The following is a 15,877-nucleotide window of genomic DNA, read 5'->3' on the forward strand; positions in this document are numbered from 1 at the left end:
ATATTTGATTTTATAAAGGGATAAAGGATGATAAAAAGAATAACAGCCTTGTACAAAAAAATAATAGCTATTGGTACCCACTATGAATTTAGTGCGATACAAAATAAACATACAAGACTTGTAAATATCTATATTCTTATTTCTTTACATACCAGTATACTTTTTTATATAGGAGATTTAATTTTTATTCAAAAACCTCTAAGTGCGCATATCATAAGCTATATATCCCAGTTTTATTTAATTTCTGTATTGGTATGTAATAAGAAAAGCTTTTTTGGATTTGCAAAAATGTTGTGGGTTTTTTACTTGTTCATTTTTATAAATTTATCTGCGGTAATGGTTAACCCTGGGATTTATACAGAATATTATTTTCTTCTGATTCCAGGTATTTGTTTATCGATTTATCAAAAAAAAACCTTACCGATTATATTTACATTGGTAAGTATAGTTTGCTTTTTTATTCCTTACTATTATCTTGATATATACCCCAAAGATCACCCGAACAGAATGAATGGTGTAGTGGTCATAATTTTATTTTATTGTATTTACGCAATAGTAAATTACTTTAAAAAACTTAATGTTCGTAATGAGGAGAAATTGGCTCAAGCATATCGAAAACTTGAGGAATCTAAAAAAAGTGAGTTAGCCTTGTTACAATTGAAGTCTTTAAAATCTCAAATGAATCCTCATTTCATATTTAATTCACTTAATTCTATTCAGGACTTAATCCTGCAACAAAATACCGATTCATCATACGATTATGTGGTATTGTTCTCACAACTGGTTAGAAATACCTTAAACTACTCTAATAAAGACTTTATTGCTATTGATAAAGAACTAGAATTTTTAGAAGTATACCTTCAATTAGAGAAATTAAGGTTCGAAGATGATTTTGCATATACTATTCAACATACTAATACAGAAGGTTTATCGGTTCCTTCGCTAATTGTACAACCTTTTATAGAAAATGCCCTGATCCATGGCTTACTACATAAAGCAGGTAAAAAACAACTTACCATAGATTTTACATTTACAGACCATCTTTTATGTATTATAACCGATAATGGTATCGGAAGAAAAGAAGCAAAGAAAATTCAGAAGCGACAAGGAGGTCGTCATGAATCTTTTGCTCTGGAAGCCATACAACAACGATTAGAAATCTTAAAAGAGCAATATGATACAGGGGTAGGATACCATGTACAAGATTTATATGATAATGAGCTAGCTACAGGTACTAAAGTAGAAATCAGGATGCCTTATAAAAAGGAATATTAAACCCTGTTCACAAACCCAAATTGAGTTTCACAAACTCATTTGTACTCTTCTATAGGAGCATCTGTATTCTTGCCGGTGATTATTAATTCAAGATGTTCAAAAAAAATAGCTTCCTTCTCGCGATCCTAATTTCGTTCAATGTTTTTTCTCAGGAAAAATCGATCGATAGCCTCATTACTATTCTAAATGATAATGTTAAACAAGACACTGTAAGGGTCAATTCTTTGATCAAAATAGCCTATTATTATATAGATAGAGATATGGAGAAAGTACTACCATATCTTCAAGAAGCTCTTACAATATCTAAAACTATAGATAGTAAATATCATAGAGTAAGTATACAAAATGAAATGGCTCGATATTATAGAGCTAAGGGAGTATGGAACGATGCGATGAAACAAGCTATTATTGCTAAAAAAGATGCAGATACTTTTGGTACGAAACAGCAAAAACTAATAGCTAATAGCGGTTTGCAAATTGTATACGCTAATTCTGGAGATGATAAAAAAAGTGTAGAACTGGCTTTAGAAAATTTAACATTAACCGAGAAAGATCCTCCATCTCCTGCAAGAGCCAGAACATATTTTGATATTGGGAATATCTATTTAAAACTTAGAAAATTAAAGCTAACCGAACAGTATTATACCAAAGGCATCGAAATGTGTAGTAAGATAGGGTTTAAACCCGGAGAAATGGTAATGAAAATGTCTTTAAGCAACTTATATAAAATACAAAAAAGATATGAGAAAGCATTAAAGTTTATTAATGAGCCATTAGCATATTATATAACAACAAAACAGACAGTACGTATTGGTAGTGCTTATATGCAGATCGCACAAATAAAATCTTTTCAGGGAAAACACGAAGAATCGATTCCTATCTATTTAAAAGCACTACATAATTATGAAAATTCTGGAGCAAATTTGCATTTTAAAAAGCAAATCCTTCAAAATTTATTTATAGCCTATAGCATATTACAAGATCAAGATAAGGCTACAGAATTTAATGCAGCATACAAGAAGTTAAAAGATTCTATAGATTCGAATGAGCGTAAAGCACTTACCGAAAAATTAAAAATAGCTTACGAAACAGATAAAATAGCAGCTCAAAAAGATGCTGCAGAAGCCAAAACCAAACTTGCCGAAGCTACATCAAAACAAAATAAAAATTACTTTATTGGAGCCATTATTATTGCAGTTTTAATATTAATGAGTGCAGTGTTTTTAATTGGGAGATTACGAGTCAGAAAAAAAATGGAATTGATTACGCTAGAATTTCAAGAAAGCCAAAAACGACTAGAGATAGAAAAACAATATAAAGAAAGTGAGTTAAAGGCTTTAAAATCTCAAATGAACCCTCATTTTATATTTAATTCCCTCAATTCGATTCAGGATTTAATCCTTCAGCAAAATACAGATTCTTCTTATGATTATATCGTTTTGTTTGCACAATTGGTTAGGAATACCTTAAACTATTCTAGTAAAAATTTTATAGCGATAGAAAAAGAACTAGAGTTCTTAGACGTATATCTTCAATTAGAGAAATTAAGGTTTGAAGATGATTTTACATACACTATACAAAATATGAATACAGAGGGTTTATCTGTACTCTCACTCATTGTACAACCCTTTATAGAAAATGCATTACTACATGGTTTATTACATAAATCGGGTAAAAAACAACTCACTATAGATTTCACATTTACAGATCACTTGTTATGTACTATCATTGATAATGGTATTGGTAGAAAAGAAGCAAAGAAAATCCAGGAGCGGCAAGGCAACCACCATGAATCTTTTGCTCTAAACGCTATACAACAGCGATTAGAAATCCTAAAAGACCAATATGGTACAGATATAGGATATCAGATATTTGATTTATATAATGATCAATTGGCGATAGGTACCAGAGTAGAGATCAGAATGCCATATCAAAAAGAATATTAATTGGTGATATATGGGGCTATACTGTAATAAAAAAATAAAATGATTAAAAGATATATAATTGTCAGTCTAATTTTTACTTTTTCTACTGTAATTTCTCAAGAAACTATTGTGAAACCTGAGTTTGCAAAATATCCAATTGATGCTATAACAAAAGAGAAGATTAGCAATACTTTAGAGTCGCTTTTTTCAGAAATCGGGCAAGGGAACATAAATCCTGATTTTCTTACAACTAAAAAGAGGAGGTTAACAATGGTGACACTTCATAAATTGATGAATTATGAATTAAAAAAGGATACGCTTACTCCTAAAGTTAAGGACAAACAATTGATTAATATGTATCCAATTTCGAATCATGAATATGTATTATCTATTAGTTATACTTTGCAAAAGGACAGTTCCTTGCCAACAATTGTTTATGTTGTAAACCTGGTTGCAACAGAAAGGAATAAAAAAATCACATTTTCAATCCCATTAGAGTATCAAACAAAATATTGGCATACAGAAGAAATTGGAAATATCACATATCATTATAGAGGTAAGATAAATAAAGAAAGAGCTCAGTTATTTGATAAGAAGAATACTCAAATTGCTAATAATTTAGGTTTAACACCTGAAAAGATTGACTTTTATATGTGTGATAATTTTCAAGAAATTTTGAATCTACGAGGGATAGTATATTCGGTTAAAGAAAAAGGTAAATATCGAGATGGTTATGGTGTTGTCGACAAAACTATATTCTCTGTAATGAATAACGAAGATTTCTCACATGATATGTTACATTACTATTCGGGAAAAATAAATGAACGAAAAAACCGAAATTGGATTACAGAAGAAGGAGTGGCATATAGCTGGGGCAATGCCTATTATACAGATAAAAATGGGGAAATGATTACTCATAATAGACTTGTAGATGAATTAAAAGAGTATCTGTCAAAAAATACGAATACAAATCTTTTTGAACTGTTTAGCGAAAATGTAAAAATATTTGATCATATAGCACCCGAAGTCTCAGTTCGTTCTACCATTTCGGGTTTGATAGTTAACTTAGTGCAGAAGGAACAAGGTATCGAAGGAGTTTTAAAATTAATCAAGGCAGGAAGACAAAATAAATTAGAAAACTTTTTAAAGAAAACAAACGAATTAATAGGGCTCAACCAAAATAATTTTAATTTAATAATTGAAAAACTGATTACAGAAAATTAAAATCAACTTGGAGGCATGTACATGCATTATTAGGATAAGAACTAAATGGTATTATACTATACAAAATAGGCTAAACCCCACTTATCTAAGTGGGGGAGGGTACTTGATAAGTACCCCTGGTATACTATTTTATCCTAAAAAAGTTTAAACGACTTCATTTTTTATAGCTTTCAAAATATAAATTACCACTTCATTTATATAATGGTATACTTCATATTATCAGTAGCATACCTTCTTTTTTATAGCAAACTTTTCCATTCACAAACTCAAATAGCGTTTCACAAACTCATTTGTTTGCTTCTGCCTGGTTGTCTGTATTCTTGCCCATGATTAGTAATTCAAAAAAATAAAATATGGTAAAACAACTACTCCGATTTGAATATTTATTTCAGAATGTATTGCGCTTTTCTAAACCAAAACATAGCTATGTCACTGTTTTAGTAATTGGTAACTATTTGGAAACAAAACATTCTTAAAAAACTATTAGAAGGAATCCCTTCCTTTTCTAACACTCTCAAGTATACATCGAAAACAAAAATCAAAAAAAGTAACCCATAATAATGAGAAACTGTACTATGAAAACAATTAAATTACTTTTGCTAGGTATAGTAATACTAGCACTATCTTGTAGTAAAGATGATGATGCTACACCACCAGTTAATAAAGCGCCAGAGATCAAGGCGCAATCCTTTACCGTATCAGAATCAGCGACAGATACAGATGTATTTGGTACCGTAAAAGCAACCGATACAGACAAAGATGCATTAAGCTATAGTATTACCGCAAACAGTGATAACCTATTCGAGATCACAAAAGCAGGAGCACTAAGTTTGGTAGCAGGAAAAACATTGGATTTTGAAACCAAAACTTCTTATGAAATCACTGTAGAAGTAACTGATGGTAAAGCTAAAGCATCTGCAAAAATAACAATTACCGTGACAGATGTAAACGAAAATCAATCACCAGTAATTGATGATCAAACATTTACAGTAGCCGAAGATGTTACAAATTCTGTTATTGATGTCGTAACAGCAACAGATCCAGAAGGAGATACCTTAACCTATAGCATTAAAGATAATGATGATAACCTATTTGATGTTGCAGGAGATGGGATACTAAGTCTTGCTCCTAATAAGGTTTTGGATTATGAATCAAGGACTAACTATTCAATTACGATAACAGTTTCTGATGGAAATGGAGGAGAAAGTTCTGCTAGAATATATATAAATATAACCGATGTTTTAGAATCGGGAGATGAAGCACTTAGAGTTCGTACTCTAGCAGGTAACGGAACTCATGGTTTTACAAACGGTACAGGTACATCAGCACAGTTTTCGACTCCAATAGGGGTAGATGTTGATAGTAATGGTAATATCTATGTAGCAGACCGAAACAATAATGTTATTCGCAAAATTACTCCGGCAGGGGTAGTGAGCACTTTTGCAGGAAGTACTTTTGGATACGCAGATGGTACGGGTACTGCTGCAAAGTTTCATGCTCCATATGGTATTGCTATAGATGCAAATGATAATATATATGTAGGAGATTATATAAATCATCGCATTCGTAAAATCACTCCAGCAGGTGTGGTGACTACACTCGCAGGTTCTGGTGTTGTAGGTTCTGCTGATGGTACGGGTACAGCCGCACAATTTAATGAGCCTTATGGACTAGATGTAGATAGTAATGGCAATATTTATGTGGCAGACTATGGAAATAATCGTATTCGTAAAATTACTCCCGCTGGTGTAGTGACTACCCTTGCAGGAAGCTCTAGCGGCTTTGCAGATGGTACAGGTACTACAGCTATGTTTAAAGCTCCACATGATGTTGCAGTAGATAATGATGATAACGTATATGTAACAGATGGTTTCAATCACCGTATTCGTAAAATCACTCCAGCAGGTGTAGTTACTACGTTTGCAGGAACTAATCAGGGTTTTGCAGACGGTACAGGTACGCAAGCGAGATTTAATACTCCAGAAGGTATAACTATTGATAATTCAGGAAATCTATATGTAACCGATAGAAGTAATAACTGTATCCGTAAGATTACATCTACTGGTGTTGTAAGTATTCTTGCTGGTTCAAATGATTTCGGTTTTGTAAATGGTACCGGAGCAACAGCGCGATTCAGACAACCCGCAGGGATTACAGTAAATGCATCCGGAGTTTTTTATGTAACAGATGAATCAAATCACAGTGTTCGTAAAATAGAACCTTTTTCAAATAATTAAAGATACATTATGAAAACAATAAAACTACTGCTGCTGTGTACAGTAATATTACTACTATCCTGTAGCAAAGATGATGAGGCAACAACGATAGTAACTCCGCCAGCCAATACAGCACCAGAAATTAAAGCGCAATCCTTTAATGTATCAGAATCTGCAGCAGATACAGATGTATTTGGTATGGTAAAAGCTACGGATGCAGACAAAGATGAATTAAGCTATAGTATTACAGCAAATAGTGACGATTTATTTGAAATTACTAAAGCAGGAGCACTAAGCCTGGTAGCAGGAAAAACATTGGATTTTGAAACCAAAACAACTCATGAAATTACGGTAGAAGTAACCGATGGTAAAGCTAAAGCAGCTGCAAAAATAACGATTACAGTTATCGATGTAGATGAAAACATGCCACCTGTTATTGCAGATCAGGCTTTTAGTGTAGCAGAAAATCCACCATCAAGTATTGTATTGGGAGCTGTAGTTGCTACCGATCCAAATAATGATGATCTTACCTATACAATTACGAATCTTGCCGGTGCTTTAGCCGAGTTTGAGATAACAGGTAATGAAATCAAACTAAAATCAGGGTTTTTGGATTATGAAGTTCTTACAAGTCATACGGTAACGATTACAGTAAACGATGGTACATTTACAACATCTGCACAGGTTACTATTACGGTTACTGATGTAAATGAAGCCCCTGTTTTTGGGAATAACTCTACTACATTTACTGTTGCCGAAGACATAGCAGAAACCGTTATTATAGGTACTTTGAGTGCGACAGACGAAGATGGTGATGCTGTTAATTACAGGATTTCCAACACTGTGAATAGTGATAAATTTGAAATTGATGTAAATTCTGGTGAAATAAGCCTAAAATCTGGAAGAAGTTTAGATTTTGAAACTAGGACAAGTTACTCATTCCAAGCTCATGTAAGTGACGGAACATTAAGCGCGACCCCCGTTACAGTAACCATAAACGTGACCAATGTTTCTGATGTAAATGTAGGGAGCATTTTAGCTCTTAATAAGTTACAAACAGGAATAGTGGTAGATGCTTCGGGAAATATATATGTAGCAGACACTAGAAAACACCGTATTCTTAAATATCTTTCTTCGGGAGGAACTACGACTATTGCAGGATCAGGAGTTGCCGGGTTTGCAGATGGTAGCGGTATAACCGCTCAGTTTGATAACCCTAATGGTTTGGCCATAGATGCTTCAGGAAATCTTTATGTAGCAGATACCGATAATCATCGAATTAGAAAAATTACTCCTGCCGGAGTAGTATCTACTATTGCAGGATCGGGTATTAGCGGTTTTGTAAATGGTACAGGTACCGTGGCTCAGTTTGATTCACCTTATGGGATCGATGTACGTGCAAATGGAGATCTATATGTTGCAGATACAGGTAATCATAGTATCCGTTATATTTCTCCTGCAGGAGTAGTATCTACGTATGCAGGTACTGGTATCGGTGGTTTGGTTAATGGAAACGCAACAACAGCTCAGTTTAATGAGCCTATAGATGTGGTAATAGGTTTATCCACAAACCTATATATAGCAGATGCTTCTAATCATGTGATTCGCCAGATTACCGATACCGGATCTGTACTTACTCTTGCAGGATCTACTCAGGGATATGCAGATGGTGTTGGTACTGTGGCTCAATTTAGTTCTCCGTATGGAGTTACTCGAGATACAAACGGTAATATATATGTAGCCGATAAAGATAATCATCGTATTCGCAAAATTACTCCTGCAGGAGTCGTGTCTACCTATGCGGGTTCTGGTACTATAGGTTTTTCCAATGGTAATGCTAATGTTGCTCAATTTGATGAGCCAGTAAATCTGTGTATAGATGGTTCGGGAACTATTTATGTCACCGATTATCAAAATGATTATATCCGAAAAATATTTGTTCAATAAATAATAACACAAATAGAGTTTACTGTAAAAGTTTTACAGCAAACTCTATTTAACATAAATAAGATGATATTATGAAAACACTAAAACTACTGTTGCTAAGTACAGCAATATTACTACTATCCTGTAGTAAAGATGATGACCCTGCTATTACACCAGTTAATAATGTTCCGGAGATCAAGTCACAATCTTTTAATGCCTCAGAGTCGGTAACAGATACAGATGTATTAGGTACTGTAGAAGCTACTGATGAAGATAAAGAGGAGCTAAGTTATAGCATTACAGCAAACAGTGATGATCTATTTGAAATCACTAAAGCAGGAGCATTAAGTTTGGTAACAGGAAAAACATTAGATTTTGAAACCAAAACTACACATGAAATCACTGTAGAAGTAACCGATGGTAAAGCCAAAGCAGCTGCAAAAATAACAATTACGGTTATCGATGTAGATGAAAATATGCCCCCTGTTATTGCAGATCAAACATTTAGTGTGGCAGAAAATATAAATGCAACAGATGTAATAGGTACTATTGTAGCAACTGATCCAGATGGCGATAATTTGACTTATACACTTACTAATCCAGATAACCCTACAACGGCATTTATTATTGAAGATGATAAGATAAAACTATCCCAGGGAGAGTCGTTAGATTTTGAAACTACAACTAGCCATGTTGTAACCATTACAGCAAGTGATGGAACACTTACCGCATCTGCACAGATTACTATTAATGTTACGGATGTCGTAGAAACAAGTACCGTAACAGTGAGTACTTTTGCAGGGAGCTTTTCTGGGTATGTAGATGCTACAGGTACCGCGGCAAGATTTGCTCTTCCTTCGGGGTGTGCAATAGATAGCCATGGTAATCTCTTTGTCGCAGATGTATCTAATCAACGTATTCGTAAAATTACTCCCGCAGGAGTCGTTACTACCTTTGCAGGGAGTACTTTTGGATATGCCGATGGTACAGGTGCTGCAGCAAAATTTAATTTTCCATATGATATTGCTATAGATGCAAATGATAACCTTTATGTCGCAGATTCTAATAATAATCGTATTCGCAAAATTACTCCGGCAGGAGTAGTAACCACGCTTGCAGGTTCTGGGATATCCGGTTCTGCAAATGGTACAGGTACAGCAGCAAGATTTAATGGCCCTAGAGGGGTAGCAGTTGACGCTTCAGGAAATGTCTATGTTTCAGACTATGGGAATCATCGTATTCGTAAAGTTACTCCAACGGGAGTAGTAACAAACCTTGCAGGAGGGTCTCCAGGTTTTGCAGATGGTACAGGACTTAATGCAAGGTTTAATCACCCATCTGGATTAACAGTAAACAGTAACGGAGATATATACGTATGTGATAACTCTAATCATCGTGTTCGTAAAATTACTCCAGCAGGAGTAGTAGCTACTATTGTAGGGAATGGTACCGCAGGTTTTCTTGATAATACAGGTACTTCTGCAAGATTTAGCTACCCTAGAGATATCACCGTAGATGCCAATGATAATTTGTATGTGACAGATTTTGGTAATCGTAGAGTTCGTAAAATTACTCCTGCTAAAGTAGTAACTACTATTGCAGGTAATGGATCTACAGGTTCTACAGATGGTGATGGGACAGTTGCCACATTTAATTCAGCTTATGGTATCGCTTCTGCAGGTTCAGGAATTTTTTATGTAACCGATAATGGAAGTAGTCGTATTCGTAAAATTGTTATTTCTAATACCCCTTAAAAAAAATAATCAAACACCATCTCAAATCTTAGAGCTTGGGATGGTGTTATTATGTAACCATACCATTTTTACACACTAACTATTTAAAGAAAACTAAAATGAAAAAAATAACACTCTTGGGATTATGCATACTGTTTTTTAGCCATAGCCTAAAAGCACAGGGAGAAATAAAACATCAAACCCAAGAACTAGAATCTATACAGCTAGGAAATTATACAGCATATTTAACACAGCAAAGTAGTAGTGGTGACTATGAAGGAGGTTTGGATGTATTACTATATAAAATCACCAATTTTAAAGAGTATACAGTTCAACCTGGCGTTCATAAAGAAGTATATATGATTCATGGAGGTGATCCTGATCGTCCCGATGATCATAAAGAAACCATGTTTTTACCAGATAATGAAGCATTCCCGATAACCTATGTTCAAAAAGTTTATGAAGGAAGCCCGGCAATGCAAAAAGAGATAGGATATTCTCCCAGGATTAATAGACTGTCTGATGGAAATCGAATAGTTTTTATTGATGGAAAAATCTTTATGATTGAAGACTGGGTGGATAAAGATAATTACAAACTTGAAGCTGTTTTGGAGTTTCAAGCTAAAAAAATGGGAGGTTTAAAAAAGATGAAGGAAGTAATGAAATCTCCTAAAAAAATGAAGGCAATGCAGCCGCATAAGATGCTTCAGGAATATTTAGACAATGCATACAATAAACAACAAGAAGTATATGCGCAATGGATAAAGAATCCTAAAAACGCAGCACTTATAGAAAATATAGACCAGATTAGAGAATTTATAATAGGAGCTATTAATAAGCAAAGAGATGACTGGTATAATTCTGCAGAGTATAAGCGTATTAAAGAAAGAAATGCATCTGCAAGACAAAGCAATCTCGAAAGCGAAGTGACTATTAGCAATAATACAGGAAAGGACATTTATATTTATGCAGAAGGCTCTAGCAATGGATCACGAGTTTCGGCAAATGGAAGAGGTACTTTTAATTGTAAGAAAAACCAATATTATAGTTTTAGTGGAAACTCGTCTGCAAGTAATGGAACCTTAATTGTTGGAGCAAACCAAAGCTGTGGTACAACTGTAAATGTAAATTAAAGATAACCGTAATGGTTTTTATAATTGATAATCCTACCCTGATTTGAATTTACTTATTAGAGATAAAATTTTCCTATAAAGTGATTGAAATGGATAACCAGAGGCAGACGATTATTAAGTCTGCCTCTTTGTTATTTATAATGAAAATATTGATGCTTTTTATGTTGATATGATATTGTAAAAGTAATAGTTATACCAGTTGTGCTTTGAAGTATAGGCAGGAAAAAGAATTTTATTGCGGTAAATTCAAAGTATGAATGGTATTATAATTAAAAGCTGTAGTAAATTCAATATATAGTGTATAGATATAAGATGTCTATATGGATATAACAATTCTTAATAACTTTACTGTAAGGTTTATGATCAAATTGCTACTTTTACAACATATAAAACGAAGAGAATATGTCTGATACAATAGAAAGAATAAAGTGTCTTATTATAGGTTCAGGTCCTGCAGGATATACTGCGGCAATATATGCGGCAAGAGCAGATCTTAAACCTATTATGTATACTGGTATGGAACCAGGTGGTCAATTAACTACTACTACAGAAGTGGATAATTTCCCCGGATACCCAGAAGGAATAGATGGTCCTACGATGATGGTACAATTACAACAACAAGCAGAGCGTTTTGGTACAGAGGTACGTATCGGGATGGTAACTGCTGTTGATTTTAATACTACAGAAGGAGGAATCCATAAAGTAACAGTAGATAACTCAACGCAGATTGAAGCAGAAACAGTTATTATTTCTACAGGAGCTACTGCAAAATACCTGGGACTACCTAGTGAACAAAAATTACGTGGTGGTGGAGTTTCTGCCTGCGCAGTTTGTGATGGATTCTTTTACAAAGGGCAAGATGTAGCGATTGTAGGAGCAGGGGATACCGCTGCAGAAGAAGCTACTTATTTATCTAATATATGTTCTAATGTAACGATGCTGGTTCGTAAAGATCACATGAGAGCTTCTAAAGCAATGCAACATCGAGTGAACAATACACCAAATATTAAGGTAATGTATAATACCGAAGTTGATGAGGTATTAGGAGATCAGGTAGTAGAAGGATTACGAATGGTAAATAATCAGACAAATGATAAAGAAGAAATTGAGATAACCGGTTTGTTTATAGCTATTGGCCATAAACCGAATACAGATATCTTTAAAGGACAATTAGATATGGATGATACAGGATATTTGATTACCGAAGGTAAGTCTACTAAGACAAATATCCCAGGAGTATTTGCTTCAGGAGATGTTCAGGATAAAGAGTACAGACAAGCTGTTACTGCCGCAGGAACCGGATGTATGGCAGCTCTGGATGCAGAACGATATCTGGCAACAGTAGAAACAAGTGACGAAGTTTCTGCTTAAGCCGAAAAAAATATAGCATTAAAAAAACATCTCGCTTAGCGAGATGTTTTTTTTAATTTATCTTAAACCTACTAGGAGCGTAGTCTATATTTTTTTTATACAAAATAGCTTCATTAGCGAATGTTTTCATTATAACCTTAGGCTCACCAAGGAGGTAGATTTCAGTTTTATCCTTAGCTTCAATACTAATTTCTTCATTAGTTAAAATATAACAATCACTGGCACCTTCTGCAATTAGTGTAGTTTTGGCAACACTTAATTTTTCGCCATAAAAATCAGTATCATTATCTGCTCTAACCAGCATTGATTTTGCTTCCCCTTCAAGTTTAGCATATCCTTTTTGGTATAAATCTACTTTAAGGCTATCAGTCGTAACAATTCCTTTTACTTCTGAATTTTCATTTATTTGATAAGTAACTTCCTGAGCTGTAACATGTAGCTCTACTATCGATTTTCCATTGGTTATGCAATCTACTTGATTGGCATCAGCGGTAAGAAATACTTCGGCATTATCATTTGTATTTACAATTAGTTTAGTAGTGTTTATAGGAGACAATGATTTAATATTTACCTTGTCATATAGTATAATTTTCTTTAATTCTGAAGCATAAGAGATATCAAGATTTAATGCTTTTGCACGTCGCATATCCCGATCCGACTTGATTGTTAAAACACTATCTACAACTTCTACCTGTATAACCTCTTGTAGATTACTATCTGCTTCGATCTTTACCTGGTTATCACTACCCTCGTCTAATGTAACTTCGAAACCTTCATAAATTTCTATGGTATGGAAGTCTTCAACGTCTAGTTGTTCTGTGCTAACAATTTTGTTGCCTTTAATTTTTTCCTTTTGCCCATAGGTGTTTCCCAATACCAGAAGTGCCAATACTAACAATAGTGCTCTCATATTTGTGCGAAATTTATATACTAATAAACAGTTTTTTTTGCCTTTAAGTATAGTTTTGTATAAAACTTGTTACAAATATAAATAGAGAAGTGGTTTATATTATTTCAGATTAAAAATAATGTAGTATCTATTATATGAACATGAGATATTTTGTTATTAATAAAAAAGGTCGCCATATAAGCAACCTTTTAAAATATCTAATTTTTTTACCAAAAAATGATTAATTATGAACATCTGTATACCCTTTCCAATGTTCTCCAAAAGGAGCGGCGCGATATGAACCTCTTCTTTTTCCAAAGGTACTTGATGCTCCTTTTACTGCCCACCATCCCGGTTGTATAGTATGTTCTTTGTGTTTATGCTTATTTTTACCCCAGGTAAGGTGGGCGGTTACAGCCCCATTACTATTATGAAAAACCGATGTATACATTTGTATATATTTCCATGTAGCAGAGGATTGATAACGTCTACTGGTCTTTTGACTATTATAACATTGTTCTGCACCTGGAAAATTATGACAGAAGGCTTTGGTCTCTAAATTAGGATTTGTAGTCATTAACTTTGTAGGGAATTTTGTAATAGAAAAAACCGAGTGATCTAATTTTTCTACTACTGGTCTATCGCTTGATAGTTTTGCTTTTTCATCAGCATTAGCAAAATCTATTAGTGCTTTAGGGACAGGAGTACCTTTGGGAGTAAGAGATAAGTATACTTTGAGTATAGAGTTATTTTTAAAATTAATAAACATCTTGGTGTCATTAGGACCAGATTCCAGAGTAGATACATAGAGTTCTGATTCTTCATACCCTTTGCTCATGGTCAAACTAATTCCGTTAGAGAAATTGAAGGTTGCCAAATCAATTTCTTCGACTTCTGAGATGTCATTTGTTATAATATCTTCTTGGATATCCTGATCTTCTTCTTGACAGGAGATAATAACAAGTGTAAAACATGCAATAAGCACGAATTTTGTGACATTTAAATACTTCATTTTGTTTTTTTTAAGTTTGTTAATATTGGAAGCAAACTTAATACTGTCACATTATGAAGTGTCCTGATTTTTTGAAAATCAAAAAATCAGGACACTTTCTTGTACTTTTATATGCTATAGGAGGGAAGAGTTGTTTTCTAATACCAGTTATACTTTGAATTTACCGCAATAAAATTCTCTTTTTCGCCTATGCTTCAAAATAAAAATTAACCGTAGCTATGGCTATGCTGAATTTTTCTTCTTTACATAAACAAAAAATAGCTGATTTTCTTTTACGGTAAATTCAAAGTATAACTGGTATAACTAGATTTAAGAGAAACAGGGATTCTATAAAAAAACTGCCTGAAAAGCATTGGTTGGTTAGTGTTGCTTTCTCAGACAGCTTAGTTTTGGTTGATTAAATTAATTGGGTTGTTAGATCTTAATGACCTCTAACATCTCCACCAGAGTTATCTGTTTCAGATACTTTTTCTGGTTTTCCGTAGTACACAACATCTGCACCACTTGTTGCTTTTCCTGTAAACTCGTCCTTTGCATGGATTTTAATAGAAGCACCACTTGTTGCTCTTGCTTCGGATACTAAGCTTAACAAATCTTCTGCGCGGATATCTGCACCACTGGTAGCATTTGCTTTATGATTGTTTACTTTTCCGGTTAAGTTCATCATGGCTCCACTGGTAACAGAAGTTGTTATAGTTTCTGCCTTTACTCTTAATTTAATATCTGCACCACTAGTTGCGCTAAGATCAAGATCTTTTTGAACTACAGCTTCATCTGAAGAGATGCTGGCACCGCTATTAACATGAACTTTATTGATTTTGTCATAAGATACAAATACATTTTTTTCATCTGCATAGTATATGTTTTCATCAGAAGTAACATATAGTGTACTACCTTCTACATATACTTCGATATGATCGTGTAAGTTTTTATTGGCTTCTACAATTACTTTTTGATCAGAATTGTTTACCAGGATAACATCTAAGCCTCTACTTGCTTTTATAGCGTTAAAGTCTTGACTTATGGTTCTTTCTTTTCTAATTACTTCTCCTTGACCTTTAACCCCATTAAAGACAACATTACAGGAGCAACATAAAGCTGATAAGCAAAAGGTGATAATAATTTTGGCTAGTGTAGTCATAATTGTTTGTTTTGATATATTTAACTGTTCGT

Annotated in this window: 11 protein-coding genes; 8 read left to right on the forward strand and 3 right to left on the reverse strand. The window is 33.8% G+C overall.

Annotated elements, in window-relative coordinates:
- Positions 1–27 precede the first annotated feature (27 nt).
- The 8 genes from AAFU52_RS16605 to trxB all read left to right on the forward strand — a co-directional run bounded on the left by AAFU52_RS16605 (position 28) and on the right by trxB (position 12,803).
- Positions 28–1,275 carry a sensor histidine kinase gene (locus AAFU52_RS16605; RefSeq protein ID WP_438422709.1) on the forward strand — a complete coding sequence of 416 codons (1,248 nt, stop codon included), beginning with the start codon at positions 28–30 and terminating at the stop codon, positions 1,273–1,275.
- Positions 1,276–1,535: 260 nt separating this feature from the next.
- The gene (locus AAFU52_RS16610) at positions 1,536–3,221 is read left to right on the forward strand and encodes a tetratricopeptide repeat-containing sensor histidine kinase (RefSeq protein WP_438422710.1); all 1,686 of its coding nucleotides are present in this window, start codon (positions 1,536–1,538) and stop codon (positions 3,219–3,221) included.
- Positions 3,222–3,260: 39 nt separating this feature from the next.
- Positions 3,261–4,424 (forward strand): hypothetical protein, encoded by a 1,164-nt coding sequence (locus AAFU52_RS16615; RefSeq protein ID WP_438422711.1) that lies wholly within the window; start codon positions 3,261–3,263, stop codon positions 4,422–4,424.
- A 575-nt stretch (positions 4,425–4,999) separates the two neighbouring features.
- Complete coding sequence (locus AAFU52_RS16620; protein ID WP_438422712.1) at positions 5,000–6,661, forward strand: cadherin domain-containing protein; 1,662 nt, start codon at positions 5,000–5,002, stop codon at positions 6,659–6,661.
- 9 nt (positions 6,662–6,670) lie between these two features.
- Positions 6,671–8,587, forward strand: a complete 1,917-nt coding sequence (locus AAFU52_RS16625; RefSeq protein ID WP_438422714.1) for a cadherin domain-containing protein — start codon at positions 6,671–6,673, stop codon at positions 8,585–8,587.
- A 71-nt stretch (positions 8,588–8,658) separates the two neighbouring features.
- Positions 8,659–10,320, forward strand: coding sequence for a cadherin domain-containing protein (locus AAFU52_RS16630; protein WP_438422715.1), 1,662 nt, complete (start codon positions 8,659–8,661; stop codon positions 10,318–10,320).
- 98 nt (positions 10,321–10,418) lie between these two features.
- Complete coding sequence (locus AAFU52_RS16635; RefSeq protein WP_438422716.1) at positions 10,419–11,432, forward strand: hypothetical protein; 1,014 nt, start codon at positions 10,419–10,421, stop codon at positions 11,430–11,432.
- Between the two features lie 402 nt (positions 11,433–11,834).
- Positions 11,835–12,803 (forward strand): thioredoxin-disulfide reductase, encoded by a 969-nt coding sequence (gene trxB, locus AAFU52_RS16640; protein ID WP_438422717.1) that lies wholly within the window; start codon positions 11,835–11,837, stop codon positions 12,801–12,803.
- A 52-nt stretch (positions 12,804–12,855) separates the two neighbouring features.
- Here trxB and AAFU52_RS16645 read toward each other — a convergent pair whose 3' ends face one another.
- The 3 genes from AAFU52_RS16645 to AAFU52_RS16655 form a co-directional block, all read right to left on the reverse strand.
- Positions 12,856–13,713, reverse strand: a complete 858-nt coding sequence (locus AAFU52_RS16645) for a GIN domain-containing protein (protein ID WP_438422718.1) — start codon at positions 13,711–13,713, stop codon at positions 12,856–12,858.
- 220 nt (positions 13,714–13,933) lie between these two features.
- Positions 13,934–14,704 (reverse strand): hypothetical protein, encoded by a 771-nt coding sequence (locus tag AAFU52_RS16650; protein WP_438422719.1) that lies wholly within the window; start codon positions 14,702–14,704, stop codon positions 13,934–13,936.
- Between the two features lie 421 nt (positions 14,705–15,125).
- Complete coding sequence (locus AAFU52_RS16655) at positions 15,126–15,845, reverse strand: head GIN domain-containing protein (RefSeq protein ID WP_024770276.1); 720 nt, start codon at positions 15,843–15,845, stop codon at positions 15,126–15,128.
- Positions 15,846–15,877: the final 32 nt, after the last annotated feature.

This window comes from Aquimarina macrocephali (assembly GCF_051627225.1).
Taxonomy (GTDB): Bacteria; Bacteroidota; Bacteroidia; order Flavobacteriales; family Flavobacteriaceae; genus Aquimarina; species Aquimarina macrocephali.

Bases quoted from the DNA above. Each gene is read 5' to 3' on its own strand.
- AAFU52_RS16605 (WP_438422709.1), top strand. From the start codon at position 28: ATGATAAAAAGAATAACAGCCTTGTACAAAAAAATAATAGCTATTGGT.
- AAFU52_RS16610 (WP_438422710.1), top strand. From the start codon at position 1,536: ATGGAGAAAGTACTACCATATCTTCAAGAAGCTCTTACAATATCTAAA.
- AAFU52_RS16615 (WP_438422711.1), top strand. From the start codon at position 3,261: ATGATTAAAAGATATATAATTGTCAGTCTAATTTTTACTTTTTCTACT.
- AAFU52_RS16620 (WP_438422712.1), top strand. From the start codon at position 5,000: ATGAAAACAATTAAATTACTTTTGCTAGGTATAGTAATACTAGCACTA.
- AAFU52_RS16625 (WP_438422714.1), top strand. From the start codon at position 6,671: ATGAAAACAATAAAACTACTGCTGCTGTGTACAGTAATATTACTACTA.
- AAFU52_RS16630 (WP_438422715.1), top strand. From the start codon at position 8,659: ATGAAAACACTAAAACTACTGTTGCTAAGTACAGCAATATTACTACTA.
- AAFU52_RS16635 (WP_438422716.1), top strand. From the start codon at position 10,419: ATGAAAAAAATAACACTCTTGGGATTATGCATACTGTTTTTTAGCCAT.
- trxB (WP_438422717.1), top strand. From the start codon at position 11,835: ATGTCTGATACAATAGAAAGAATAAAGTGTCTTATTATAGGTTCAGGT.
- AAFU52_RS16645 (WP_438422718.1), bottom strand. From the start codon at position 13,713: ATGAGAGCACTATTGTTAGTATTGGCACTTCTGGTATTGGGAAACACC.
- AAFU52_RS16650 (WP_438422719.1), bottom strand. From the start codon at position 14,704: ATGAAGTATTTAAATGTCACAAAATTCGTGCTTATTGCATGTTTTACA.
- AAFU52_RS16655 (WP_024770276.1), bottom strand. From the start codon at position 15,845: ATGACTACACTAGCCAAAATTATTATCACCTTTTGCTTATCAGCTTTA.